The organism is Amycolatopsis sp. NPDC051061 (assembly GCF_040682935.1).
GTDB lineage: Bacteria > Actinomycetota > Actinomycetes > Mycobacteriales > Pseudonocardiaceae > Amycolatopsis.
Genome location: NZ_JBFBBZ010000032.1, coordinates 88,374 through 114,219 on the forward strand (window position 1 = coordinate 88,374; position 25,846 = coordinate 114,219).

The window sequence follows — 25,846 nt, forward strand, 5'->3', positions numbered from 1 at the left end:
AAGGACTTCCGATGCGCAGGATCGCCATCGCCCTCGCGGCGACCGTGTCCGTCGTCGTGCTGCTGTTCAGCTATCGCACCAGCACCGACCAGACCCCGGTCGCCACGGGACGGCCGCTCGGCGGCACCCAGCCGTCCCGCACCGCGGCGCCGCCTGCCTCCGGCACATCGGCCGCCGGAACGTTCACCGGCGACGCGGCCGACACCCGCTACGGCCCGGTCCAGGTGCAGATCACCGTCGCGGGCGGCACGATCACCGACGCCGAGGCCATCGAGTACCCCCAGGAAAGCGGCCGTGACGTCCGGATCAACTCCGAAGCAGTACCGGAGCTGAACCAGGAGACGCTGCAGGCCCAGAGCGCGCAGATCGACACGGTCAGCGGCGCCACCTACACCTCCGAGGGCTACCAGCAGTCGCTGCAGTCGGCGATCGACCAGGCTCACCGGTGACCACGAGGCAGCGTCGTTGCTGGACCCGGCCGGTCATGGGGACGGAAGCCAGCCTCCACCTGCGTGGCCCGCGTATCGACTCCGACCCCGCCGTCGAACCCGCCGTCGCCGCGGTCTTCGGGCACCTCCGCACCGCCGACGAACTGTTCAGCACCTACCGGCCCGACAGCCAGGTCAGCGCGCTCCGCCGCGGCGAGCTGCCCCGCGAGGAATGGCACCCATGGCTCACCGACGTCGTGGCACTGTGCGAAGAAGCGCGGGACCGCACGGACGGCTACTTCGACGCGGCGTTACCCGGCGGCTTCGATCCCTCCGGCTTGGTGAAGGGCTGGGCGGCCGAGCACGCGGCCGCCCAGCTCACCCGACTGCGCGGGTTCGACCACTACCTCAACGTCGGCGGCGACCTCACCGGCCGCACCTGCATCGCGAGTGGTCCACCGTGGCGGGTCGCCGTCGAAGACCCCACCGACCGGGACGCTTTCCTGGCGATCCTCGATCTCCGGGCCGGAGGCGTCGCGACGTCCGGGTCGGCCGCCCGCGGCCCGCACATCATCGACCCGCACACCGGCATCCACCCGCGCGAGCTGCTCGCCGTGACGGTCACCGGCCCGACCCTGCTGTGGGCGGACGTCTTCGCCACGGCCGCGTTCGCCCGCGGAGGGGACGACGTCGCCGAATGGGTCGCGACGCGCGCACCGGGTTACCGCGTCGCCGCCCTCGCCCGCGCTCCCTGAGCCCGCGGCGTCCCCGATCCGCTCATCTTCCACAAAGGACATCATGACCACCGTCAACGGCCTCCCCGCCCACGTGCTGCTCGTCCACGCGATCGTCGTCCTGCTCCCGCTGTCCGCCCTGCTGCTGGTCCTCAGCGCGCTCTGGCCCGCTGCACGCGGCAAGCTCGCCGGTCCGAACGCGATCCTGTCGGTCATCGTGGTGATCCTCGTCCCGATCACGACGGACGCCGGCGAATGGCTGGAGCGCCGCGTCGCCTCGACCCCGCTCGTGCGGACCCACACCGAACTCGGCGACACCGCGCTGTGGGTCGCGATCCCGGTGGCCGTGCTCGCGCTCCTCGTCTGGTGGCGCCGCCGGGAGAGCCTGCGGCCCCAAGCGGCCGACACGGCAAACACGGCCGGCCGCCGCACGTTCCTGGCCCCGGCATCAACCGCGGTGACGATGGTGCTCTCGGTCCTCGCCGTCGTGGCCGCGGGCGGGGCGGTCTACGACATCTACCGCATCGGCGACTCCGGGGCGCAGGCGAGCTGGCAGGGCCAGTTCAGCTCGACTTCGGCGCCGCGCGGTGCAGATCATTGATCCGCACTCACTCCGGCTGGGCCGGTCGAGTGTCTTCTTCGTGACGTCAGCACAAACTGACACACTGGAGCGCGTCGACATAAGCTGACGGCGGCTAGGTAGCGGCTCGTGCCGGCTCGAGGAGTCGCTCCGGACCACCCACAGGGGTGAAGACCAAAACTCCGAACGAAACCTTGGTTACCATGCTCGGGTGTCGAACCCGATCGAAGAGAACGCGGCCGAATTGGAGCGCGTGCTGGAGCGGATCGAGCACGCCGCCGAGCAAGCGGCCGAATGGCTGCGTGAGCGGGATCAGCTTGTCGTGCAAGCGAAGGCGCTCGGGGGCAGCCACCGGCAGATCGCCTCGCGCGCGGACCTGTCGCATGCCGCGGGCCGGGATTCTGCTCGCTGAACGGTTGCCGCTGCGCCCGCGCCGGTTGCGCTGGTCGGTGTACCACCTCGAGCTACCTGGCCTCAACGTCCGCGACGCCGACTGCCGGTGGAGGTGACGATTCCTCGGCCGCGGCCGTCCCGACCAGCGTGCACAACCCGCCCGATCGCAGCCGGACGACGACCGTGGTCAGCGGCGCGCGCAGCAGCAGGCCGATCAGCGCCACGCCCGCGCCGAACACCGCGCCGGCCAGGACGTCGTGGACGTAGTGCGCACCGAGGTACACCCGCGAGAAGCCGATCAACACCGCCACCGCGAGCGAGGCGAGCCCGACTCGACGGCCGACGAAGAGCAGTGCGACCGCCGCGGACACGGCGATCGTGACGTGGTTGCTGGGGAACGAGTAATCCGTCGCGAAGTCGCAGGTGGCCACGGTCGGAACGGTCGGGTAGCGGATGCACGGACGCGGCTCCTCGACCAGGACCTTGACCAGGTTGCTCAGGCCGTAGGCCAAACCGATGGCGATCGGCACCCAGATCACGGCCGCCATCCGCCCGGCATCGCCGCGACGTGCGCGCCACCAAACGACCGCGACGACGAGCGCGACCAGCACCAGGCCGGCGTTGGTGAAGACCTGGAAGAACCCGTGCAGCCATGGGGTCGCCCGGGCGAATCCGAGCACGTCCAGGTACCAGCCGCCGTCGATGGCTCCGCCGTCCACCGCCACCTCCTCCGGTTCGTTCGACAACGTAGTAGAACTTCTACTTCAGTGTAGATGATTCGGGTGGCATGCCCGCCCGCGAGCGACCGACGGGTTCCAGCCGGGAGGTAGATTGGTGCTATGCGGGTGCGACGAGACGACGGTGCCCGGCGCGGACCCGGCGAACTCGAGGCGCAGGTGCTCGCGGTGCTGTGGAGCGCCGACGGCCCGCTGGCGCCGGCCGAGGTCCGGGAGCGGCTCGGCGCCGATCTCGCCTACACGACCGTGGTCACCATCCTGTCGCGGCTCCACGAGAAGGGCGTGGCGGATCGGGAGAAGCTGGGCCGGTCCTTCCGGTACCGCGCCCTCGATGACGAGGCGGGGCTGGCCGCGCGCCGGATGACCAAGGTACTCGACGGCGAACCCGACCGCGACAGCGTGCTCGCCCGGTTCGTCTCGAACCTGTCCGAATCGGACGAACACCTGCTCCGCGAACTGTTGCGGCAAAACGAAAGTTGACCGCATGGACCCCGACTTCTGGGTACCCCTGCTGCTGCCGCTCGCGGCTTGGCCCCTGGCGCGCATCGTCGCCCCCCGGCTTCCCCCGCGTGCCGCGAGCTGGCTGCTGACCACCGGGGGCCTGGTGCTCGCCGCCGCCGGCACCGCCGCCCTGACGTTGCAGGCTTTCGCCGGCCTGACGCTCGCACCGGCGGTCGCTCATGCCGGCCACTGGTCAACTCAGGCCCTGGACAAGGTCAACGTCCCCCTGGCGATCGGCTGCGGCCTCGTGCTGAGCGTGCTCGCCGGGGCGTGCGCGCACACCGCCGTGCGGTACGCGCGCTGGATCCGCGCATTGAGCCGCGAACTCGACGAACACAGCCCGGTGGCGGGCGTCATCATCCTGCGCGGCAAAGAACCGGTCGCGTTCTCCGCATCGGGCCGTGGCGGCCGCATCGCCATCTCCGACGGCATGCTCGACGCACTCGACCCGGCGGAACGGGACGCCTTGCTGGCCCACGAGCGCGCCCACCTCCGCCTGCGCCACCACCGCTTCCTCGTCGCGATCACGCTCGCCGCGACGCTGAACCCGTTGCTGCGCCCGCTCTGCTCGGCAGCGAGGTTCGCACTCGAACGCTGGGCCGACGAAGCCGCCGCGCAGGACATCGGCGACCGCACCGTGGTGGCCAAGGCCGTCGCCAAAGCCGCTCTGGCCGGACGGGCCGAGCCCCGCTTCGCTCTCGCCGCGACCGGCGGACCCGTGCCACGCCGGGTGAGCGCCCTGCTGGCCGCACCCGCCCGCTGCCTCCCGGCTGCGCTGCTCAGCGCTACCGTGGTCCTCGGCATCACCGGGTGGTCCGCCCAAACGGTGCTGGACGCGGCCACCGACCTGCACCAGGACCTCGAATCCGCGCAGGCCTTCGCCACGGATGCGCGCGGACACCTGCCCGTCGAGTTCGAGGGCGAGCGCCGCTGAACCGGATTCGGCACCGCCGACGAAGGCACCGTCCGGCCGGCGACCGAGCGCTTCCGGCGCGTGGAACCAGTTCCGACCGCCCGGACTGCGACGGCAGCGAAATCGCACCGGCCGACCTGAGGTCGCGGTCGAGCCGGACGGCATCAAAGCCGGTGGTCCGGCCCGCCGGACGAGCGCTTGCGACCGCGCCGGACTTCCAGCGCCAACGGGATCAGCGAGACCACCACGACGACCGCCACGATCGGCAGGAGGTACTGGTCGGCTCCCGGAATGGTGGTGCCGAGCAGGTAGCCGGCCAAAGTCACCCCCACCGACCAGAGCACGCCGCCGAGATCGCGTCGAGGTCGCCCGCTCGGGCGGCGCTGATCACCCGGTCGGCCGGCCACGTTCGGCCACGGCCGGTGGGCCCACGCGCGGATGTTGCCGTATCCGGTGTCCGTCTCATGCCGTTGCCCGGTGTCGAGGGTCCGGATCGCCTCTGCGATCCCCTTTTTGTCATAGCTGGCGACGGGCATCGTGGCGGCGTGCGCGTGCCGTGCCGTGCCGCGCCGGTCGATCAACACGCTGCCCGACTGCTGCATTGCGCCGAAGACTTTTCTGGTCAAGCCGATCGCTTCGTGAGGCGTGCCGCGACGCCCGGTGCGACGAGGTCCTTGACGTGTCCGTTGCAGATCGGGCAGGTAGTCGAACGCATGAAGTAGAGCAGCACGTTCTCGCTTCCGCGATAGTCGGCGAGAGCGACGGCACGTCCGTGTGTGTCCTGCAAGGCGAGGTCAGGCGTGGTAGAACCGATCGTGAGCAAAGCGGTCTTCCTGGAGTGTCGGTCGGGTCTCGACCGCGAGCCCGGCGAGCGAGCGATCGCTCGATTGTCCGGCCCCGCGGCATCGACATGCCCATAAGTGTCCACCTCGGCGAAAAGGATTCCGTGCGCCGAACGCTTTCTTCCGCCGCGGCCCCATCGTCCATCAGCGCCGGGCGCGCATCGCACCGGCCACGGCGCCGGCAAGCGCAGGTGCGGGAACCGGCGCTCACGCGGTGACCAGCCGTTTCAGGCCTTCCTCCGACGCGGTGCCCGGCGCGGCCGTGTAGACCAGCAACCGATGATCGTGGCCCGGGACGGCAAGGATCTCGCAGTCGAGCTCCAGCGGCCCCGCGACCGGGTGGACGGTCCGCTTGGTCAGCGTCCGCTGCACGACGACCTCCCGTTCCGCCCAGAGCCGCGCGAACTCCGGGCTCTCGGCAAGGAGGTCGTCCACGAGCGACCGGACGGCGGGATCGGCCGGGTATCGCCCGCCCGCGCGCAGGTCCGCGACGCACCGCCGGGCCAGCTCCAGCCGGTTGCCGGTGACCGTGTCGGCGGGGTCGAGCAGCCGGCGCAAGCGATTCCGCCGACGTGGCGCCCACCCGGCCGGGTCGCCGATCAGCGCGACGAGCATCCGGTTCCAAGCGACCATGTCGTACCCGGCGTCGATCACCATCGCCGGGACGTCGCCGAGGCGGTCGAGCAGCCGCAGGACGTTCGCGGGCACCGGCCGCGACGGCGCCGCGGGGGCCGGCCGGGCCAGCCGCCGCAGGTACGTGTGCTCGTCGGCGGTCAGCCGCAACGCACGCCCGAGCGCGGTGAGGCCTGATCCGACGGCCGCGGGCCGCGGCCCTGTTCGAGCCGCACGTAGTAGTCGACGGAGATCCCGGCCAGCAGCGCCACCTCCGCACGCCGCAACCCCGGCGCCTGCCGCCGCGGGCCGGGCGCCAGGCCGACGTCGGCGGGCCGCAGCCGGTCGCGCCGGCTGCGCAGGAACCCGCTCAGCTCCATCCTGTCCACGCACCCATCATCACCCCGGCCGGGGGTGGTACCGCCAGTGCCTACCCGGCGCCGCCCGGCCGGGACGAACCTGGACGCATGACGATTCTGGTGACCGGGGCCCGCGGGAACGTAGCCCGCGCCCTGGTAGGACAACTGCTCGAAGCCGGCCACGAAGTCCGCGCGGCCGGCCGCGACCCGGGCCACGCCCGGCTTCCCGCCGCGGTCGAGGTGGTCGCGGCCGACCTGGCCCGGCCCGAGGGCTGGGACCCGGCCCTGGCCGGCGTCACTGCGGCGTTCCTCTACGCGGGCACGGCCGGGCTCGACGGGTTCCTCTCCCGGGCGGGCGGGTTGGCGCACGTCGTCCTGCTGTCCGCGGCGGGCGCCGATCCCGCGTCCGGCGACGCCATCACCCGCGCCCACGGCGAAGCCGAACAGGCCGTACGCGCCTCCGGGATCCCGTGCACCTTCCTGCGTCCGGGCGGTTTCGCGGCCAACCGGCTGGCCTGGGCTCCGCCGATCCGCGCGGACGGCGTGGTGCGCGACCCCTTCCCGGACTCGCACGCGGCGCTGGTCCACGAGGCGGACATCGCCGCCGTCGCCGCCCGCGCGCTGACGTCGTCCGGGCACACCGGCGTCGAGTACACCTTGACCGGGCCCGAGTCGCTTACTGTGCGGCAGCAGGCGTCGCTGATCGGGGTCGCCGCCGGGCGCCGCGTGCGCGTGGAGGTCCAGGATCTCGACGACCACCGCCGCGAGCTCACGGCGGCGTTCGAGGTCCGCGGGCTCGGCCGCGTCGGTTCGGCGGAGGTGATCGAAGCCCGGATCCGGCGGCTGGCCGCGCTCGTGGACCGCCCGCAGCCCACGACGGAGACCGTCCTCGAGGTCACCGGCCGCCCGGCGCGCGGCTTCGCGGCCTGGGCGGCCGACCACGCCGCGGAGTTCGCCTGAGCGTCAGGCCTGGTGTTCGCGCAGCAGGGCGCCATACGGCTTCGCGGTCACCTTCGACCGCCACGCGGCCGTTCCGTGCGCATGTCGCATGCTTCCCGGAGCCCATTGTCCATCAGCGCCGGGCGCGCATCGCACCCCCGAGCGCACCGGCCACGGCGCCGGCGAGAGCCGTGATGACGACAAGGAGACCGGGAACGCCGCCCAGATCGATCGTGTCGGTCCAGCCGGTCAGGGCGCGAACCGTGAAGAGCGCCGCCCCATAGAGCAGGCCGCCGTGACGCCGCGGATCAACCCCGGTCGCCAGCGGTGGTGCTCGAAGCCGCCGAAGAAACCACCGATGGCCGCGACGACCTGCACTACCCAGTAAGCCGGGGCCGAGCAGGAGCCCGGAGACGCCTCCCAGCACGACGGGCGCGAGGACGGTGCCAACGACTTTGCCGAGCATCGGCTGGCCTGCGAAGGTGCGCTTCCCGTCCGTCGAGGCAGCCGTCCCTTTTTTGGAAACCATGCATGTACTTTTGCACGGCGGCGCGACCAAGGGGAAGCGCCGGCGACAAAGGGGTCCGTTATCCTGCGCCCGTGAACAACCGGGGAAGCGGCGAGGATCTGCCGGCCACGTTGACCCTGATGCCGAACCGGCTCGACCTGCCTCGAGGACGGGCCGCCCTGTCCGGGTCCGAGGTCGCCGCGTCGCAGCAGGGCCGGATCCTGCAGGCCGTGACCGAAGAGGTGGCTGCGCGCGGTTACACGGCGACTTCCGTCCAGCACGTGATCGGCAGGGCCCGGGTGTCACGGTCCGCGTTCTACGCGTCGTTCACCGACAAGCAGGACGCCTTCGCCCAAGCCCATCTCCAAGCCAGCCGGCAACTCCTCGAGCTCATACACAACCGGGTCGCCGAGGTGGCCGATGCGGCCTGGCGAGAACGGCTTCGAGCGGGGGTGCAGGCCTACCTCGACGGTTTCGAGAACGCGCCGGCGTACGCGGTCAGCTTCATGGTCGGATTACGCGCCGCCGGCCCTCTTCTCCTCGACCAACGCGATCACGTCCTGGAACGGCATGCGCGGAACCTCGCCCGGCTCGCCGAGAATGCCGCCGCCGAAGACCCGGCGGTCCACTGCCCGTCGAACCTGGAACTCATCGGGGCGATCGGGGCCGCCGACGAACTCGCGACCCGGGTCATCCGGGCCACTCCCCCGGGACAGCCTCCCGAACTCGGCCCCCTCCTCGCTCCGATCGTCACCATCCACGAGGCAGTGCTCACCGCCCCTTGACGAACTGGTCAACACCAGCGACGGAAAGTACGACGCCCGGGTGATGGTCTCCGCCGTGGCCCGCCCGCTCACGCTCTGCCGGAGTTTTCGGCGACCCTCACTCACGCGTCGAAACGGAAGTACACCGTGCGGTGGTAATCGCCGGTAGCGGCGTTCGGCCGGCTCTCCGGGCCCAGCGCCGCGACGCCGTGGAACTTGTTGCCGATCGGCGCGATGCCGTCGAGCAGCGAGAGGTTGCCGCCCGGGTAGGTGACCACGGCGTTCTGCGGGTCCGGGCCCACCGCCGGGGTGAACAACCGAAGGTACAAGCCCTCCTCCGCGGCGACCACCGTGACTGCACCCTCGGTCGTATCCAGCACCGCCCAGCACGTCCGCGCGTGGTAGCCCTTGAACTCCGGGTAGCCGAACCCGCTCGCCCCGGTCGCGGTGTTGTTGTACGGCTTGCTCCAGACGTCGGGCTGCACGCCCCGCAGCCGGTTCTTGTAGACGCGGTACGGCCCGTCCCCGAGCCACGTCAGGCCCCGGACGTTCGCCTCCGGGTAGTCGAAGTTCACGCCGAGGTGGTCGTGGTCGCCGGTGGCGTGGTAGCGGTACTCCAGCCGCAGCCAGCCGTTGGCGTCCAGGCGCCAGCGCACGGACGCCAAATCACCGCTGTAGTCGCACTGCACGACCCAGCCGGTGCCATCGCGGAAGTGGCTGAACGCGGTGAGCGTGGCCGCCCCGCCGGCCGGCGCGGGACCGTTGGCCAGCGACACCGGCGTACTGCCGCGGCGCACGCCGATCAGCCGCCCGTCGGCCTTTCCGATGGTGACCCGGGTCGCTCCGGCGACAAGCACGACGTCGGCGGCGGTCTCGGTCGCGGTGACGCTGCCCGTCGTCGCCGGCTTGACCAGGCGCGCCGCGAAGTCCGGCGCCTTGCGCACGCGCCACGTCCAGCCGGCCACGTTCCGCCCGGTCGGGTCGGTCACGCTCAGCCGCAGCGCGTCGGCGGCGGTCCAGTCGGCTGGCAGGCCGAGCGTCACCGCGCCGGTGGCTCCCGGGGCGACGTCCGGCGCGCCGGCTTGGCCCTGAGCCAAGATCTGGTGCCCAGTGCCCGCGCCGGGCGCGGGGAACGCCAGCAGCTGCCAGCCGAACCGGCACGCCCGGAGGTTCGTGAAGTCGTACCGGTTGACGAGCTTCACGGTCTTGTCGAACGACGCCGGGAAAACCGAGTCGTAGTAGGCCGGACTGGCCAGCTGGACCGGCGACCAGATGTCCTTGATCGTGAAGAAGCTGCCTTCCTTCTCCCGGTACGGGCCGAGGATGCCGTCGGGAGCGCGGCTGCCGTTGGTGTCGAGGGCCCCGCCGCGATCGTCGCGCGCGACGCTTTCGTCGACGAGCGCCCAGATGAACCCGCCCGCCGAGCGCTGCGACCCGCCCATGAGCTTCCAGTAGTCGTTCAGCCCGGCCCCGGCGCCGCCGTCGTAGAGCCCGTGCAAAAACTCGGTCGGCATGAAGACCGTGGTGCCGGCAGCCTTGCTCGAGGTGCTGCTGTAGGTCTGGTAGTGACTGGTGTCGACGCCGCTGAACGTCGTCCACGGGTGCAGCACCGCCCGCCGCTGCGGGTCGTACTGCCCGAAGTCGTCGTCGAGCGCGGTGTTCCAGCCGCCTTCGTTCCCGTTGTCCCAGAACAGGATCGACGGGTGGTTGACGTCGCGCTCGACCAGGGCCTTGACCAGCGGGGCGCCGACGCCCTCATCGTAGTGGTGCTGCCAGCCGGTCAGCTCGTCCAGGACGTAGAGCCCGAGCTCGTCGCAGAGGTCGAGGAAGTACGCGTCCGGCGGGTAGTGCGACATCCGGACGGCGTTCATGTTCATGTCCTTCATCAGCCCGATGTCCAGCCGGGCGAGCCGCGGACTCGACGCCCGGCCGGAGGTCGGCCAGAAGGTGTGCCGGTTCGCTCCTTTGAGGACGATCCGCTTCCCGTTGACGTAGACGCCGTCACCGGCCCGGACCTCGATCGTGCGGAACCCGAAGCGCTCGACGGTGCTGTGCCACAACACGCCGGCGGAACTGGCAAGCGTCAGCTCGACTTGGTGGAGGTTCGGCGTTTCGGCCGTCCACAACCGTGGCTGGGCCGCGGTGGTGGTCAGGGTCGCGCTGGTCGCGCCGCTCGCCACGGCGACCGAAAAGGCCCCGCCGACAGCCGTGCCGTCGAGCCGGCGCAGCTGCGCGGTCACCCGGGCCGCCGCGGTCACCCCCGCGAGCGCGACCTGGGCGGCGAAGGTCCCGTCAGCGCGAGCGTCGATCGCGACGCGGTCGATCCGGGCGGCCGGGTAGGCCTCCAGCGACACCGGCCGGAAGATCCCGCCGAAGTTCCAGAAGTCGCCGCGGCGCTCGGCGTCGTTCACGGAGTTGTCCGCCGATTCCTTGCTGACGGTCGCTTCGAGCAGGTTCGGCTCGCCGAGCCGCAGCAAGGCCGTCACGTCGTAGCGGAAGCGGTAGAAGCCGCCTCGGTGCACCGGTCCGGCCGAGACGCCGTTGACCCGCACGTCGGTGTCGGTCATGGCGGCCTCGAACACCAGGAAGATCCGGCGGCCGGCCCAGGACGCCGGTGGCGTGAACGAGTGCCGGTAGTTGCCCTTCTCCGCCGGGACGAGGTCCCCGCCGTAGTGGTAGCTGCCGAAGCCGTGGCACTCCCAGTTCGACGGTGTCGGGATCGTGGCCCACTCCCCCGCGCGCCGGCCGGCCGTGACCTGGAAGTCCCAGCCGACGGTGTGGTCGGCGTCGCTGCCGGTGAGGAGCAGCGTTTCGGTCACCGGTCCGGCGGGCGCTGCAGCAGCCTCGTCCGCCGAAACGGCCCCAGGCGTGGACAACGCCGCAGTGGCCACACCCACCGTGCCGATCGCCAGCGCCTTGCGTCGGTTGAATTCCACCGGGCCTCCAGAAACGGGAGGTGACGAACGCCGAACCAGGACGGGACGGCGACCGATAATCAGATCTCATATATGACACAACATACAACATAATCTCGCTCGCGAGCGGACAAGGCGCCGGACAAGTCTTGAGGTCCGAACGCCTGCGCACGACGGTGCGCGATGCTCGCCTCCTCCCCCGCGGTTCTCCGGCACGCGAGCATTTCCGACGCAGCCGGGGAGGCCATTGCGCCTCGATATCAGCTTCAGTGGGGTTCTCGCGGATGAAATCCATTGCTTCAGCCCGATCGGGGAACCAAACGGCGCCATTCACTCCCGCATCGGCGGCGGGAAAAGCGGCCATCCCCGCTCCGAACAAGACCGCACACCAGCAGGGCGGGTGCAGCCAGCACGCCCACCTAACGCTTTCGATCGCCCCGCAGGCCTGCTACCCGCATTGCTGCATGCCAACAACCATGGCAATGCCACCCTCGTGGACCGGGGACGAGGGGAGGGTGGTGCTGCGAAGATCAAAAAACCAGTGTTGTATCTTGAGGGATCTCGGGTGCGCTGCGTCAACGCAGAGTGCACACCTTCTGACAGTCGATCACCGCACAGGACATCGATCAGCGTTGAGAACTGCCAGGTAGCCGTGCCGCATCCACTCCCGGCATCTCGAACGGGATGATGGGCGGCATAGCGAGCTGTCGAGGCTTCGCCGCGTTATCGGCGACTATCCGTGTGCAGCAGCACTTCCGCACGCGCCCACGCCGGCTGCGGATTCGGCCGCCGTGGCTTCACTGACCTCGGATTGCCGAAACGGCAACCTGCTGACCCAAGTCTTGTCGCGTTGTGTGAAGTTGTCTCCTGCTGGGAGGGTTGACAGTGAAACGAACACAACCGCACACTGTTGCCATCTTCCTGGCGGTGCATGGTCGCTCCTCTGGTTGAGCAGACCTTCTGCCGTCCCCTCACGGCGAAGGATGGCACTATGCGTCGCCTGGCACGACTTGCCCCCATACTGGCGTTGCTCGCCGCGTCGCTCGCGATCGGCGCCGGTCCGGCCGAGGCCGCGACCACGTCCATCACGGTGGACGGCACCCAAGGTGGCCGGACGTTCGACGGGATCGGCGCGATCAGCGGCGGCGGCGGTAACTCGCGGCTGTTGGCGGACTATCCCGCCGCGCAGCAGTCGCAGATCCTGGACTACCTGTTCAAACCCGGCTACGGCGCGAACCTGCAGCTGCTGAAGCTGGAGATCGGCGGCGACGCCAACTCCACCGACGGATCCGAACCCTCCATCGAGCACGCCCGGAGCCAGGTCAACTGCAACGCCGGCTACGAGTTCTGGCTGGCAGAGCAGGCGAAAGCCCGCAACCCCGGCATCGGGTTGTACGGCCTGGCTTGGGCCGCGCCAGGCTGGATCACCGGCGGCTTCTGGTCCACCGACACGATCAACTACCTGATCACCTGGCTGGGGTGCGCCAAGCAGCACGGCCTGAACATCAAGTACCTCGGCGGCTGGAACGAACGCGGCCACGACGTCAACTGGTACATCCAGCTTCGTTCGGCGTTGAACGACGCCGGCTACGGCAGCGTGCAAATCGTCGGCGACGATTCGGGCTGGAGCGTCGCGGACGACATGGCGAACAACTCCGCCTTCAACAACGCGGTGTCGGTCGTCGGCGTGCACTACTCCTGCAACGGCGGTGACGGCGGCGACGCCACCTCCTGCCAAAGCACCCAGACCGGCAGGAACCTCGGCAAACCGTTGTGGGACAGCGAAAACGGCTCCCAAGACATGAACACCGGCGCCCCCGCGCTGATCCGGGCGATCACTCGCGGCTACGTCGACGCGAGGATGACCAGCTTCTTCAACTGGCCGCTGATCGCCGCGATCTACCCGAACCTGCCCTACAACACCGTCGGCCTGGCCACCGCCGGGTCACCGTGGTCGGGCAACTACACGATCGGCGCCAGCACCTGGGCCACGGCACAGGTCACCCAGTTCACCCAGCCCGGCTGGAAGTTCATCGACTCCGCCTCCGGCTACCTGGGCGGCTCGGAGTCCAACGGCACCTACGTCACCGTCAAATCCACCACCGGTTCCGACTACTCCACGATCCTGGAAACCACGACGACCACCTCCGCGCAGACCGCGAACTTCCACGTCCAAGGCGGTCTGTCCACCGGCACCGTCCACGTCTGGGCAACCAACGTCAACTCCCCGAGCGCGGGCACGTCCTTCGTCCACACCCAGGACCTCACGCCCTCGGGCGGCTCGTACTCGCTGACGATGCAGCCGGGCTACACCTACACGCTGACCACCACCACCGGCCAGGGCAAGGGCACCGCGACCGCGCCTGCCGCCCACCCCCTCGCCCTGCCCTACAGCGACAACTTCGACGCCGACGCCAATGGCACCGAAGCGAAGTACCTGTCCGACATGCAGGGCTCCTTCGAGATCCAGCCCTGCACCGGCCGCTCCGGACAGTGCGTCCAGCAGATGGCGCCGGTCAAGCCGATCGAGTGGCAGGACGACTCGGACTCCTACTCATTGATCGGCGACACCCGCTGGTCGAACTACACCGTCGGCTCCGACGTCCTGCTGCGCAGCCCCGGCACCACCGAGCTGATCGGCCGCGCGAATACCCAGCTGCGTCCGCAGTCGCACATGAACGCCTATTACCTGCGGATCAGGGACACCGGGCAGTGGTGGATCGAGAAGATGTACACCGACGGTTCCAACCACACCCTGGCCACCGGCACCACGACCGCGCTGGGCACCGGCCGGTGGCACAACCTCGCCTTCACCTTCCAGGGTTCCACGATCAGCGCCAAGGTCGACGGCGGTCAGATCGGCTCGGTCACCGACGCCTCCTTCCAGTCCGGGCAAGCCGGGCTGGGCATCCAGGGCTACCGCACCGACCAGTTCGACAACCTGTCCATCACCCCCGGTTCCGGTGGTGGGGGCGGCACCGCGACCGGGCCGATCACCTCCGCCCTGAACACCGCGAAGTGCCTGGACGACTACACCGCCTCGACCACCGCCGGCGCCGTCGTCGACATCTGGGACTGCAACGGCTCGCCCGCCCAGCAGTGGACCGTGGGCAACAGCTCGGTCACCATCAACGGCCTGTGCCTGGACGTCGTGGGCAACGCCACCGCCAACGGCTCACCAGTGGACTTGTGGACCTGCAACGGCGGCGGCAACCAGCAGTGGACCGTCAGCAACGGCACCCTCGTCAACCCCGCCTCCGGCCGCTGCCTCGACATCCCCGCTCTGGCCACCGCCAACGGAACCGCGGTCGAGATCTGGGACTGCAACGGCGGCGGCAACCAGAAGTGGAACTTCCCAGCCGCATCGTGAACCCGCCCCGTCACCCTGACCGAGGGAGCGAAACATGAGGTACCAAACGGCTGTGGTGGCTGCCGCGCTCAGCGCGAGCGTCGTCCTGCCGGCTACCGTCGGCGGCGCCCAAGCCGGCGCCGCACCGGTCCAAGCCGCGGCGGCCGCTCCGTTGCGGGTGATGCCGCTGGGCGACTCCATCACCTGGGGTGTCGGCAGCAGCACCGGTAACAGCTATCGCGGCGCCTTGGCCACCGAGCTGTCCTCTGGGGGCCACGCGCTGGACTTCGTCGGCACCCAGCGCAACGGCACCATGGCCGACCCGGACAACGAGGGCCACTCCGGTTGGCGGATCGACCAGATCGCCGGCATCGCCGGCTCCGTCCTGGCCCAGTACCGGCCCAACGTCGTGACCTTGGAGATCGGCACCAACGATCTCAACCAGAACTACCAGGTGCCCACCGCCCCCGACCGGCTGCACGCACTGATCGACCAGATCACCACCGCCGCACCCGACGCGACCGTGCTGGTCGGCACGGTGATCGTGTCCACCAGCACCACCGAGGAGTCCAACCGGCCCGCGTTCAACCGGGCGATCCCCGGCATCGTCCAGACCGAGCAGGCCGCCGGCAGGCACGTCCGGCTGGTCGACATGAGCGCGCTGACGGCCGCCGACTTGGCCGACCAGCTCCACCCCAACGACAGCGGCTACCAGAAGATGGCCGTCGCCTTCAACGCCGGCATCCAGGACGCCGACGCCGCCGGCTGGATCAAGGCGCCCGTGCCGGTCGGTGGCACCGGTCCCGTGCGCTCCGGCATCAGCGGAAAGTGCCTCGATGTCAACGGCGGCAGCAGCGCCAACGGCACCGCGGCCCAGATCTGGTCCTGCAACAACACCAGCGCACAAGTCTGGACCGCGTCCTCGGACGGCACGCTGCGCGCACTCGGCAAATGCCTCGACGTGACCGGCGCGGCCACCGCGAACGGCAGCAAGGTCGCAGTCTGGGACTGCAACGGCGGTGGCAACCAGCAGTGGCAGCTGTACAACGCCGGCTTCCGCAACCCCGCTTCCGGCCGCTGCCTCGACGATCCTGCCTCCTCCACCACCGACGGCACTCAGGTCGTGATTTGGGACTGCAACGGCGGCGCCAACCAGAAATGGATCACGTCATGACCCCGGTAGTCCGACTTCCCCTCTCCGCCCTCGGCAAGGAGCACCGCGTGTCCGGGCAGGCCCAACCCCAACGAAAGCCGCGGCGACTGGCGGTCATCCTCGTGTCGGTCGCCGTGCTGGCTGCTCCGTTGCTGATCAGCGTGGACATCGCGGCGGCCGCCACCGGTACCACCATCACCGGTACGGCCTCCGGCCGTTGCCTGGACGTCGTCGGCCAGAGCACGGCATCCGGCGCCGGAATCAACATCTACGATTGCGACGGCAACGCCAACCAGGCGTGGACCTTCACTTCGGCCGGCGAACTGCGGGTCTACGACAGCCCGATGTGCCTGGACGTGGCCGGCCAGAGCACCACGTCCGGCGCCAAGCTGCAGATCTACGGCTGCAACGGCGGCGCCAACCAGCAGTGGAAGACCACCGCGGGTGACACCCAGCCGCCTGCAGTGCCGGGCAACGCCCGGGTCAGCGACCTGGCGTGCGACTCCGTGACGTTCGCTTGGAACGCCGCCGGCGACAACGTCGGCGTCGCCTTCTACGACGTCTACCACGACGGTCAGCTCATCAAGTCGGTGAGTGGCGGCACCCTGTCCACCAGCCTGACCGTGGTCCCGGGAGTCACGTGGGGGCTCTACGTCAACGCCCGTGACGCCGCGGGGAACGTCTCGCAGGCGAGTTCCACAGTGCCGGTCACGCCACCGCAGTGCCAGGTCGACACCCAGGCGCCGACCGCACCCCGGTCGCTCACCGGGACCGTCTCCGGCACCACGGTCACCTTGAGGTGGTCGGCCTCGACCGACAACGTGGCGGTCAAGTTCTACGACATCTACCGCGGCACCACCAGGGCGGGCACGGTGACCGCCAACGGGACGACCCCGCCGGCCACGACGTTCACCGACAGCGGCCTCGCCGCGAACACGGCGTACACGTACTACGTGGTGGCGCGTGACGCGCAGGCCAACGTGTCCGCCCACAGCGACACCGTGTCGCTCACCACCGGTTCCGCGTGCGGCAACCCGGTGTGCGCGGTCACGCAGATCGCCACGGACACCGACATCCCCTGGGGCCTGGTCACACTGCCCGACGGCACCATCTTGTACAACCGCCGCGACGCCCAGAACATCATTCACCTCAATCCCGCCACCGGCGCCAAGACCGACGTGGGCACCGTGCCGAACGTGCAGAGCACCGACGGCGAGGGCGGCCTGACCGGTCTGGCGATCTCTTCCAGCTACGCCGGCGACCATTGGCTCTACATCATGCACACCTCACCGACCGACAACCGGATCGTGCGCATCAAGCTCGAGAACGACAAGCTCAACACCGGCACGGAGCAGGTTCTCCTCAGCGGAATCCTGCGCAACAAATTCCACGACGGCGGCCGGCTGCGTTTCGGTCCCGACGGCAAGCTCTACGCCAGCACCGGTGACGCCCAGAACGGCGACAACGCCCAGAACAAGTCGAGCCTCAACGGCAAGATCCTGCGGCTCAACCCTGACGGCAGCGCGCCCTCGGACAACCCGTTCGGCAACTACGTGTGGAGCTACGGTCACCGCAACCCGCAAGGCCTGGCGTTCGACTCCCAGGGCCGCTTGTGGGAACAGGAGTTCGGCAACGCGGTCATGGACGAGACCAACCTCATCACCAAGGGCGGCAACTACGGCTGGCCGGCGTGTGAGGGAACGTCCGGGACGTGCGGCACCGCCGGCTTCATCGCTCCCAAACGGACCTACCCCACCGCCGACGGCTCCTGCTCCGGCATCGCCATCGTGAAGGACGTTCTCTACGTCGCGTGCGAACGCGGAACCCGGATGTACCGGGAAGTGATCAGCGGAAGCGATCTGACCAACGTGCAGGCCTACTTCAACGGCACCTACGGCCGGTTGCGCACCGTCGAGCCCGCTCCCGACGGGGGCCTGTGGCTGACCACGAGCAACAACGGCGACAAGGACAGCACCCCCGACAACAGCAACGAGAAGATCTTCCACGTCGCCCTCGGCTGAGAGTCCGCGACCGATCAGTGGCGCTCGACGAGACCCCTGTACGACACGGCCCTGCCGCCGCGGCGACAACACGCCATCGTCGCCGCGGCGGCGGAGCCGGCCGAGTCCCCAGCGAAGAGGTGAGGACGCATGAACCGCACCAGAACTCGGCACCCGCAGTGACCGCAGCAGATCCCGGGCGAAGATCCCCAGCACGCTCCGCACCTGCTGGGCGTATTCATCTTCGGTCACACCCGGAGCACCACGGCGCAGCGCGGTCACGGTGTCGGCGTCGATGGCCGGGCCCGCGCCCCATCCCGAGATCGGACGTCCGCCGAGTCGGCATCGAACATGCTTCGCTTGTCGACAGGCCGTCTGCCCGACCTCGGCCCGCGCTCGTCTGTCCCGCTCTAGGCCCCGCGGATCACGCGACGATCGTAATCTCGGCCTGGAACCGGCTCGCGCTCAAGCCTTCGGTGTCCACGGCGACATACCAATGTCCGTCGATAGGGATTCTGATGTGGAATGGTCGCTTTGTTGCCACACCGCCGATCATCCGGTAAGCGATTCTCTTCTTGTATGCGTCGATATTCGCTTCCGTCATGACTCGCACATTCGCCATGACGTCGAGGTCAACCCGTACGACCGTAGCTCTTGTGAGCCAGCCGAGGTCGAACACCGCTGCGTCGGGAGCCATTGCAACCCCTGGGAGATCAAATCTCTCCTCCGCTCGGCTTTTTCAACCGGAGGCTGGGCGACACGCATCGCGCCTCAGTAGTGTCGACTCCCCTGATCGCCGTGTTACATACGCTGATTGAGTCAGAAAATCACATTCGAATTTGCCGCCGTCTACGCCGGACAATGCCGACGGCAATCTTTACGGTCCCGAGGATGACACGGTGGTTGTGACCGGATAGGGCGACCGGTCCCGGCCGCCCGTGATCCATCGTCTCGCTGATGCGTGGGCGAAGACCTGCCGCACGCTGTGCGAAGACGGCAGGCCACTGCCCCGGCCGCCGCGTCGGGCCCGTGGCTATTCGTAGAGGACGTAGGAGGGGGTGGGGTTGAGGGCGAGGACCTCGGCCGGGGTCATCAGGTCGCCGTGGCGGGTGTCTTCGTCGAAGAAAAGCTTGAACCCGGCGCGTGCATGGGCGGGCTTCGTCTTCATCAGCGTGGTCCAGGTGGCTTTCTTGTCCTCGGCCGAGCCGATGCCGTCGACGACTTTGACGACCGACACGCCGGGGTGGGGCTTCAGCTGAGCTTCGCTGCGCACGATCGAGGCCGCCACCTGGTGATAGACCATGATCTTGGCGGGCAGGCGGTGGGTTTCGGCGAGCGTCCCGAGGTAGCGGGCGACCTCGTCGAGCTCCGCTCCGCTGGTGCGGCCGAACTTCCGTCCGGGAATCACGCCCGGTTCGACGGCCCACTCGGGATCGAGTGCGACGCCGATGTCGGGCTGGGTCAGCCAGTGCTCGTAGGCCTGGACCTCGGGCAGGAAATCGGCGCGGCCGGGCTGGATGTTGAGCAGCAGCTGTCCGCCGACCGCGCGGGCGGCGTCGAGATAGTGCTGCACCGTGGTGTCGCTGCAGCGGCTGCGGTACATGCCATCGGGCCCAGGTGTGCGGTGCACGGTCGTGGCGATCAGCTCGAGGACCGGGGTGATCGGGCGAATCGGTGGGAAGTCCTGGATCTGCCGCTGAAGTTTTCCAACCGCGCCAGCCAGGTCGCCGGTCATGCGGCCCAGCGCCGGCGAGCCGGGTGCTCCGCAGAACCCGACGAGCAGGTTCTTCTCCAGCAGGTCGGGCGCAGGCGCGGGACGGGTTGTCGGCATCGCGGCCGCTGCGGCCGCAGCGGCTGATGGCGCGGCCGGCACCAGCCCGGCTTTTTTACCCGTGGCGTCGCACGCAGCGGCGGCGAGGCCGGCGATGGCGGCGGTGAGCACGAGTCGTCGGTCGGGCAGAGGCATGGATGTTCTCCGGAGGCTCGACTTGTTGTGGGGGTCGTGCGCAACAGCCGGAACCAGTGCCTTGTACGGTGCTGCGGCCGGCGGACGGCACCAGGTCGTCCAAGGGCCTTGACCTCGTCCTCGTGCACTGCACCGCCGGCCTCGACGCGGTGGGTCACATCGGCGTCCGCCGCGATTCCATGGCGGCCGACCAACTGGTTGTTCCCGGCCGGATTGCGTGCGGCGGTTGGGGTTTCCGGGACGTGCTGGTGGGTGTGTCACGGGGGTGGGACCGGCGCACGATGTCCAGTCGCCTAGCCGGTCCCACCCGTGCCGGCGTCACACGACGTCGTGGCGTGCCCTGGACGGGGAACCGGAATGTGCAGTTCGCTGTTCCGGACACGCCTTACGACGTTCGTTCGCGACACCGGAGCCCGCGCCTCGAGCCGGCTTCCGCACACACAACGGGCGGCCCCGGCGCGGAAACTCAGTTGCCCTGGCTTGTCCCGCCGTCGGCCACGCCACCCGAGGCGCAGTTGTAGGGGTTCTCGCCGCTGGCCTCGTGCCCGCCCGGCGACAAGATCGGCACGCCGATGCCGTTGAGCGAGTTCTGGATCGGGACCTGGACACCCAGCACGTTGACGTTGTTGCCGCAGATGCCCGGGGTGACGTTGACGTTGTGCAGCAGGTCGGTGTTGTTCAGGTTCAGCAGGCCGGCCTGGCCGCTGTAGTCGTAGCCGCCGTGATGGTGACCGTGGTGGTGCTCGTGACCGCCGGGGGTGTCAGCGGCGGCGACACCCCCGGCCAGGAACGCACCCGCAGCCATCGTGGCCACGACAAAACCAGCCTTCTTCAGCATGAATTCTCCTCGAATAGAACAGTCTCAACCCGCAGAACGGCGGCGAGGTGTGTTCTGCGTCCCGCGTGATCAAAACGTACTGAGATACCGATCGCCGCTCGCGTTTCGATCCACCATCGTGTGGGTGTCGAAAGCCCGTGACCGTGGCAGGTATGCCCCATTCGAGTCGACGCGACGAGCATCAGTTCAGGAATTCGACGTCGGTGTCGCGTCACGGGACCGTCGTGTCACACACTCGGCCGGCGCAAGTCGTCACTGGTGGCTCACTGCGGCCACGCCAGCGCCTCCGCGGTAAGGGCGGTGGTTGCGTCGACCCGCACGAACACGCCACCCGTTGATCCGGTCCTGACCGGAAGTGTTGCTGTGGCTGACGTCTGCGCCGATCTGGTCTGCTGGTATGAAATCCCGTTTTCGCACATCTGTTCAAGCGATGATCACCCGTAGGATTACCGCGAGAGGGGGCGACGGTGCCGTAGCCTGGAACGGGACGGATCAGTTCTCTGCACGGGGAACGCGACGTCCGTCGGGTGAACCGGCGAGGTAGCAAATCCCATTCCGAGCCGCAACCGGGGTGACACGCTAGCTCGCCGGTTCACCGTGTAAAGCGAGCCCTCGGTCGGGATTCGGTGGCGACACGAGCGAAGCCTCGACGCGAAATCGAATGTGTTTACCGAGCGAGTTGCGGGAATTCGCTCGGCCACGAGCTTCTCTCCGCCTCCCGCCACACGTCGGCGGGACCGACCGGCCAGCTGTCGCTACGTGAGCTGCAGAGGAGGCTTTACGTCAACAGATCGTAGCGGGGGCTGGCACAGTTAGCGGGAATGTCGTAGCCGAAGGTCGTGCCGTCGTGCGGTGGCGGCATCGGGATTCCGTCCTCAAGCCGGCCAAGGCGGACCTTGAGGTCGCGGACCGCCACCCTGTCCATCAGCTCTTCGCCGATCGTCAACGCGCGGTGGAAGCAGGTACGGGCGTCGTCATACCGGCCGGCGTCTCGGTGAGCGTCCCCGAGATTCGTGAGGGTGTACGCCTCGGCCGGGCGATCCTGAAGTTCTCGGGCGATGTTGAGGTCACGCTGGAAGCAGTCGATCGCCTCATCACGGCGGCCTTGATCACGGTAGGCGATGCCGAGGTTGGTCAGCGTCCGCCCCTCTCCGAGCGAATCGCCCATCTCATCGCGGATGCGGATGGACTCCTGGTAACAGTCGATCGCGTCGGCAAGGTGGCCGGCCAGACGCAGCGCGTTGCCCAAGTGATTGAGAGTGATGCGCTGGCCGTACCGATCGCCGAGCTCGCGATGAATTTTCAAGGCCTCGGTGTTGTGGGCGACCGCCTCCTCTTGACGATTGAGCGCCATGCACGCATTGCCCAGAGCACTGAGGTTGAACGCCTCGCCACACCGGTCGCCGACCTCACAGCACACCCTCAGCGACTGTTGGTGGCATTCGTAGGCCTTCTCGTGCTGCCGTCCGTCGCGGTAGGCGTGTCCGAGGTTTGCCAGCGCGATCCACTCCGCCTGGCGATCGCGAAGCTGACGTGCGGCGTTGCGTGCTTCTGTCGCCGTGGCCACACCGTCCTGCCAGTGCCGACGAAGTTCCAAGAAACAGTGCAATGCGGCGGCGAGCTGGACGGCTTGCGCATGGGCGTCGATGTCGTTCGCCAGGGCCACAGCGCCAACAAGGCCGGCGCGCTCGGCATCCAACCAGGTCAGCGCAGCTCGCCGGTCGGCGAAAGGGCCGCCGTCCGCCGCACGGCTGAACGGATCGAGGTGCCCTTCGGCGGCGTGTGCCATATGCAGGTAGTAGCCGATGAGAGCCTCGCCCGCTGTCCCGATCTCACCGGGCTGGCGACGTTCGGCGGCGTACAGCCGAACCAGGTCGTGCATTCGCCATCGGCCCGCGCCCGTCGAATCGATCAGATGGGCCTGAGCCAATTCACGTAGCGCTCGTCCGGCGGCACGCCGCGGCAAGCCTGTCAACGCCGCGACAGCCTCGGCGCCGACGACCGAACCCGGGATGACGGGAAGCAATCGGAACACCCGAGCCAGCTCGCCGGCCAGATTGCGATACGACACGTCGAAGGCCGCCCGCACCGCCACGGTGCCGTCAAGATTCAGCTCCTCCAGCCGGTCGGTTTCGCTACGCAGCGCGCTGACCAGCTCATCCACCGAGCGGTGCGGATCATCGGCCAGCAGCCCGGCGCTGATGCGAAGCGCGAGCGGAAGGCAGCCGCACAGCCCGACCAGGGACATCGCGGCCTCGGGCGAGGTTTGCACGCGCCCGTGACCCGCATCTGCGGCCTCGAGGTCGGCGATCAGAAACTTGACTGCCTCCTCCAGCGACAGCACGCCGAGCACGATGCGTCGTACGCCCTGCAGCGCCGACAGGGAGTACCGCGACGTGATCAACACGCGGTGCTGGCCGTGACTCACCGCCCCCGGCAGTATCGGCCGAACCTGCTCAGCACTCGAGACGTTGTCGACGACGATCAACATCGACGTGCCGCGCTGAGCGTGTCGGGCTAAGACAGAGCGCCACAACCTCGCTCGATCTTCAAGACCCGCTGGCATCTGGTCGGCTGCGATTCCGACTGAATGCAATAGTCCAGCAAGGACGGATGAGGCGACAGTGCCGTCGTCAGACTGCTCGTAGGCTTGAACGTCCGCCATCAGTGCGCCGCCGGGGAACCACCCGGCGTCGTCGGCAGCCGCTGCGGCGCGGACAGCGAGCGCGGTCTTCCCTACCCCACCCATCCCGGAGATCGTGGTGACCGCCGGTCCCGGGCCCGGGCGCAGCGCGTCGGCCAGCCGCCGTAGCTCTACCTCTCGTCCGACGAAGACGGACTGGTCCGGTAACCCTGCGCCGGCCCCCGGCGTAGTTCCCTCTCGCTCATCGCCGCGCACCGGATCCGACCACTCCATGCCTCAAGTGTCCGCCTCTCTCGCCATCCGCGGCCATCCCCAGGCCCAATCGATACGACCACGGACGGCCAGCGGCTAACAACCTGCTGAGCCGTCCAGTCGTGGAGCGGCGCCGGGGCGACTCGATCACGCTTCCAGTGCGATGACTCCGGACGCCCAGTGCTCGCGAACTCGATCGACTGCATCGGTTTGTCATCGTTTCGGACGGGTAGCCGACGAACCAGCCAGCCCGATCGGTTGTCCCCCGCCCTCCTGCTCGTCGGCATCGCCGGGTTCATCCCCGGCCTCACCACCGACTACGACCAGCTCAGCTTCGCCGGCCACGACTCGATGGCCATGCTGCTGGGCGTGTTCATGGTGTCGATCCTGCACAACGTCGTGCACCTGCTCTTCGGCATCGCCGGGCTCGCGCTGGCCCGTACCCCCCGGCGGAGCGCGGATTCCTGATCGGCGGCGGCGTTGTCTACCTCGTGCTGTGGCTCTACGGACTGCTCATCGACCACGGCTCCGACGCCAACTTCGTCCCGGTCAACACCGCCGACAACTGGCTGCACCTCGGCCTCGGCGTCGGCATGATCGCCCTCGGACTCCTCACCGCCGCGTCCGCGCGGACCCGCGTCTCGCCACGCGCCTGAGCCACTTCAGGCGCGCCGGCCGCACGGGCGTGCGGGCGCGGAACCCACGAATCCGCGCCCGCACGGCGGCCGCTCCATCTTGCAGCAGGCGTGCAGCACGAATACCCGAGCGCGCCGCAGGCCACTGGCCACCGCGTCGTCGTGGCGACGGTGTGGCCCGTGACCACTTGTACCGCCGCCCCGGCCTCCCAAGGAAGCTCCGTCCAGCTGGAAGCCCTTTCCTGTTACGCGTCGGCGGCGAACGCCTTCGTTCCGGCCTCGCGCCGGAAGGGCTCCAAGGTCTGACGCTGGTGGGTGGCCCGGGCGAGCAATTCGTCGAAATCGGTGCCTGGCACCCGTTCGCGCAACGCGGCGAGTTCACCCAGCGTGTGCCAGAGGATCTTCTTGCCCTCGATGCCCATCGCAAGGCCCTCCAGCTCCAGGAAGCGGCTCAGCGGCGAGTATGACACCCACCGGCCGTTGCGCTTGAGCCGCCCGAACCGCTCTCCGGCCGCTGCCAGGGCGACCTTGGCCGGGTTGGGCCGGACCCCGAGCGTGCGCATGACGGCCTCGAACGTCCGTACGTCCTCCGTGATCCCGTCCGCGACCTGCGTCAGTGCCTCGCCGAGCTCGGTGCCTTTGTTGTTGTCGCGGGCGCGGCGCGCGAGAGCCCGCCAGGTGACTCCGAGGGCGAGCTGGTCGCGCAGGTAGATGGCCAGATAGTCGGTCATCGCGGACCGCCTTCGCTCGCGGACTGCCAGCGGAATACCCCGGCGCCCTGAGCGTAGGACAGGTGGCCGCCGAGCGCGCCACCGGCGCCGAGCACGAAGAGACCGACGATGTTCAACGTCTTGCCCGCGGCCTTCGCGCCCCGGGCGCGAGCAAGATAGGACTTCGCGAACACCGCGGCGGCGAGCGCGTTGCCCGCGGCGTGGGCCAGGCCGACGCGGCGTTGGCGGACGTCCAGCCCGCTGTAGTCTGCGGCGCCCAGCACCATCGTCGCCGGCGTGGCGAGCAGCCCGACGGCCACGAGCCGGCGGGCGGCAGAGCCGTTGTTCGGCAGGAACTCCAGCAGCGACGCGCACAGCCACGCCCCGATCGGCAGCGTGACCGCCAGCGGGTGCAGCGGATGTCCGAGCTCGCGGCCGCGCAACGACCGACCCGCTCGGCCACCGAAGAGCCGGCGCAGTGGCTTCGCGAGGAGCTCGGCGGGTCTGTCGAGCATCCGCGCCTCTTCCACTGCCGCGAGCAGACGCTGAGGCACGGCCATCGTGTCGCTCGGGACCAGTACGCCATTGTCGGGGTTGTCCGTCATAGCGCCCGGCTACCCACGTAGACGTCGGCCAATCCCGGTGACGCGGCCCCACTTCGCGTGCTGCGCTGTTGACCATCGTGCTGCAGGGCGATCAGCAGCGACACCACCGGCGTCGAACCATCCAGCAGCGGCGGGGGGACTTGGTAGATCGCCGACTTGCCGGCCCCGGTGAGCAGCACGACGAGCACGTCGTGCCCGGCCATTACCTGCTCCATCGCTTCCGGCTGCTCGTCGGTCAGCTGGGGCCAGCCGAGTTCTCGGCCGGATGCCGATTACTTTCACGCTTCGTGAACAGCAGTCTCGGGTTCGGCAGGACGTGCTCGGTCAGGTGTGCCCCACGAGGTTGTCGGCCCGCGCGTAGCGGAAGGCAGCGCCTAATACTGCAACGGCAGTCAGGTGAGTGGGTAGCCACGTCGTTTGTAGTGACTGAGGCGGGCCTGGTGTTGTCGTCGGCGGCGGAAGCAGGACC

Annotated in this window: 25 protein-coding genes and 1 pseudogene; 12 read left to right on the top strand and 14 right to left on the bottom strand. The window is 69.1% G+C overall.

Annotated features, from left to right (window positions below; all coding sequences use genetic code 11):
* Positions 1-11 precede the first annotated feature (11 nt).
* The 4 genes from AB0N03_RS35110 (at position 12) to AB0N03_RS35125 (ending at position 2,154) form a co-directional block, all read left to right on the top strand.
* Positions 12-449 (top strand): FMN-binding protein, encoded by a 438-nt coding sequence (locus AB0N03_RS35110; protein WP_364381007.1) that lies wholly within the window; start codon positions 12-14, stop codon positions 447-449.
* A 35-nt stretch (positions 450-484) separates the two neighbouring features.
* A complete protein-coding gene (locus AB0N03_RS35115) occupies positions 485-1,183 on the top strand; it encodes an FAD:protein FMN transferase (RefSeq protein WP_364381010.1) in 699 nt (232 codons plus the stop codon).
* Positions 1,184-1,226: 43 nt separating this feature from the next.
* Positions 1,227-1,763: a DUF2231 domain-containing protein gene (locus tag AB0N03_RS35120; protein WP_364381013.1), complete on the top strand. Its 537-nt coding sequence runs from the start codon at positions 1,227-1,229 to the stop codon at positions 1,761-1,763.
* A gap of 190 nt (positions 1,764-1,953) precedes the next feature.
* Positions 1,954-2,154, top strand: a complete 201-nt coding sequence (locus tag AB0N03_RS35125; protein ID WP_364381016.1) for a hypothetical protein — start codon at positions 1,954-1,956, stop codon at positions 2,152-2,154.
* A 52-nt stretch (positions 2,155-2,206) separates the two neighbouring features.
* Here AB0N03_RS35125 and AB0N03_RS35130 read toward each other — a convergent pair whose 3' ends face one another.
* The gene (locus AB0N03_RS35130; RefSeq protein ID WP_364381019.1) at positions 2,207-2,854 is read right to left on the bottom strand and encodes a phosphatase PAP2 family protein; all 648 of its coding nucleotides are present in this window, start codon (positions 2,852-2,854) and stop codon (positions 2,207-2,209) included.
* Positions 2,855-2,974: 120 nt separating this feature from the next.
* Here AB0N03_RS35130 and AB0N03_RS35135 point away from each other — a divergent pair, with 120 nt between their 5' ends.
* Positions 2,975-3,352, top strand: a complete 378-nt coding sequence (locus tag AB0N03_RS35135) for a BlaI/MecI/CopY family transcriptional regulator (RefSeq protein WP_364381021.1) — start codon at positions 2,975-2,977, stop codon at positions 3,350-3,352.
* A gap of 4 nt (positions 3,353-3,356) precedes the next feature.
* Positions 3,357-4,307: a M56 family metallopeptidase gene (locus tag AB0N03_RS35140; RefSeq protein WP_364381024.1), complete on the top strand. Its 951-nt coding sequence runs from the start codon at positions 3,357-3,359 to the stop codon at positions 4,305-4,307.
* Between the two features lie 143 nt (positions 4,308-4,450).
* Here AB0N03_RS35140 and AB0N03_RS35145 read toward each other — a convergent pair whose 3' ends face one another.
* From AB0N03_RS35145 to AB0N03_RS35160, 4 genes are read right to left on the bottom strand one after another with little or no spacing between them, the layout of a single operon-like run.
* Complete coding sequence (locus AB0N03_RS35145; RefSeq protein WP_364381027.1) at positions 4,451-4,888, bottom strand: hypothetical protein; 438 nt, start codon at positions 4,886-4,888, stop codon at positions 4,451-4,453.
* Between the two features lie 20 nt (positions 4,889-4,908).
* Positions 4,909-5,295, bottom strand: coding sequence for a redoxin domain-containing protein (locus AB0N03_RS35150; RefSeq protein ID WP_364381079.1), 387 nt, complete (start codon positions 5,293-5,295; stop codon positions 4,909-4,911).
* Between the two features lie 40 nt (positions 5,296-5,335).
* The gene (locus AB0N03_RS35155) at positions 5,336-5,911 is read right to left on the bottom strand and encodes a DNA-binding protein (RefSeq protein WP_364381030.1); all 576 of its coding nucleotides are present in this window, start codon (positions 5,909-5,911) and stop codon (positions 5,336-5,338) included.
* Positions 5,902-6,120, bottom strand: a complete 219-nt coding sequence (locus AB0N03_RS35160) for a helix-turn-helix transcriptional regulator (RefSeq protein ID WP_364381082.1) — start codon at positions 6,118-6,120, stop codon at positions 5,902-5,904. Before AB0N03_RS35160 ends, AB0N03_RS35155 begins: the two co-directional genes overlap by 10 nt.
* An 87-nt stretch (positions 6,121-6,207) precedes the next feature.
* On the opposite strand from AB0N03_RS35160, the gene AB0N03_RS35165 reads away from it, so the two are divergent.
* Entirely contained in the window at positions 6,208-7,059 is an 852-nt protein-coding gene (locus AB0N03_RS35165; protein ID WP_364381032.1) for an NAD(P)H-binding protein, read from the top strand.
* Positions 7,060-7,171: 112 nt separating this feature from the next.
* Here AB0N03_RS35165 and AB0N03_RS35170 read toward each other — a convergent pair whose 3' ends face one another.
* Entirely contained in the window at positions 7,172-7,567 is a 396-nt protein-coding gene (locus AB0N03_RS35170; RefSeq protein ID WP_364381035.1) for a hypothetical protein, read from the bottom strand.
* A 71-nt stretch (positions 7,568-7,638) separates the two neighbouring features.
* Here AB0N03_RS35170 and AB0N03_RS35175 point away from each other — a divergent pair, with 71 nt between their 5' ends.
* Positions 7,639-8,331, top strand: coding sequence for a TetR/AcrR family transcriptional regulator (locus AB0N03_RS35175; protein WP_364381037.1), 693 nt, complete (start codon positions 7,639-7,641; stop codon positions 8,329-8,331).
* Between the two features lie 101 nt (positions 8,332-8,432).
* On the opposite strand, the gene AB0N03_RS35180 is transcribed toward AB0N03_RS35175, so the two are convergent.
* Entirely contained in the window at positions 8,433-11,246 is a 2,814-nt protein-coding gene (locus AB0N03_RS35180; RefSeq protein ID WP_364381040.1) for a glycoside hydrolase family 2 TIM barrel-domain containing protein, read from the bottom strand.
* 970 nt (positions 11,247-12,216) lie between these two features.
* On the opposite strand from AB0N03_RS35180, the gene AB0N03_RS35185 reads away from it, so the two are divergent.
* Genes AB0N03_RS35185 through AB0N03_RS35195 form a run of 3 tightly spaced genes read left to right on the top strand, consistent with a single transcriptional unit; the run spans position 12,217 to position 17,748 of the window.
* Positions 12,217-14,595, top strand: coding sequence for an RICIN domain-containing protein (locus AB0N03_RS35185; protein WP_364381043.1), 2,379 nt, complete (start codon positions 12,217-12,219; stop codon positions 14,593-14,595).
* A gap of 34 nt (positions 14,596-14,629) precedes the next feature.
* Entirely contained in the window at positions 14,630-15,748 is a 1,119-nt protein-coding gene (locus AB0N03_RS35190) for a ricin-type beta-trefoil lectin domain protein (protein ID WP_364381046.1), read from the top strand.
* Positions 15,745-17,748 carry a PQQ-dependent sugar dehydrogenase gene (locus AB0N03_RS35195; protein ID WP_364381049.1) on the top strand — a complete coding sequence of 668 codons (2,004 nt, stop codon included), beginning with the start codon at positions 15,745-15,747 and terminating at the stop codon, positions 17,746-17,748. Before AB0N03_RS35190 ends, AB0N03_RS35195 begins: the two co-directional genes overlap by 4 nt.
* Before the next feature lie 403 nt (positions 17,749-18,151).
* Here AB0N03_RS35195 and AB0N03_RS35200 read toward each other — a convergent pair whose 3' ends face one another.
* The 4 genes from AB0N03_RS35200 to AB0N03_RS35215 form a co-directional block, all read right to left on the bottom strand.
* Positions 18,152-18,424 carry a DUF1883 domain-containing protein gene (locus AB0N03_RS35200; RefSeq protein ID WP_364381052.1) on the bottom strand — a complete coding sequence of 91 codons (273 nt, stop codon included), beginning with the start codon at positions 18,422-18,424 and terminating at the stop codon, positions 18,152-18,154.
* A 336-nt stretch (positions 18,425-18,760) separates the two neighbouring features.
* Positions 18,761-19,693 carry a hypothetical protein gene (locus AB0N03_RS35205; RefSeq protein ID WP_364381055.1) on the bottom strand — a complete coding sequence of 311 codons (933 nt, stop codon included), beginning with the start codon at positions 19,691-19,693 and terminating at the stop codon, positions 18,761-18,763.
* 466 nt (positions 19,694-20,159) lie between these two features.
* Positions 20,160-20,531 carry a hypothetical protein gene (locus AB0N03_RS35210; RefSeq protein WP_364381058.1) on the bottom strand — a complete coding sequence of 124 codons (372 nt, stop codon included), beginning with the start codon at positions 20,529-20,531 and terminating at the stop codon, positions 20,160-20,162.
* A 778-nt stretch (positions 20,532-21,309) separates the two neighbouring features.
* A complete protein-coding gene (locus AB0N03_RS35215; protein WP_364381061.1) occupies positions 21,310-23,448 on the bottom strand; it encodes a tetratricopeptide repeat protein in 2,139 nt (712 codons plus the stop codon).
* 237 nt (positions 23,449-23,685) lie between these two features.
* Between AB0N03_RS35215 and AB0N03_RS35220 the strand changes: the two are divergent.
* Positions 23,686-24,083: pseudogene (locus AB0N03_RS35220) on the top strand (DUF4383 domain-containing protein).
* A 224-nt stretch (positions 24,084-24,307) separates the two neighbouring features.
* Here AB0N03_RS35220 and AB0N03_RS35225 read toward each other — a convergent pair.
* The 3 genes from AB0N03_RS35225 to AB0N03_RS35235 are packed head-to-tail and all read right to left on the bottom strand — an operon-like array spanning position 24,308 to position 25,592.
* Positions 24,308-24,793 carry a hypothetical protein gene (locus AB0N03_RS35225; protein ID WP_364381064.1) on the bottom strand — a complete coding sequence of 162 codons (486 nt, stop codon included), beginning with the start codon at positions 24,791-24,793 and terminating at the stop codon, positions 24,308-24,310.
* Complete coding sequence (locus tag AB0N03_RS35230) at positions 24,790-25,377, bottom strand: DUF2231 domain-containing protein (RefSeq protein ID WP_364381067.1); 588 nt, start codon at positions 25,375-25,377, stop codon at positions 24,790-24,792. The genes AB0N03_RS35225 and AB0N03_RS35230 overlap by 4 nt, the downstream gene beginning before the upstream one ends.
* Positions 25,374-25,592, bottom strand: coding sequence for a hypothetical protein (locus AB0N03_RS35235; protein ID WP_364381070.1), 219 nt, complete (start codon positions 25,590-25,592; stop codon positions 25,374-25,376). Before AB0N03_RS35235 ends, AB0N03_RS35230 begins: the two co-directional genes overlap by 4 nt.
* Positions 25,593-25,846: the final 254 nt, after the last annotated feature.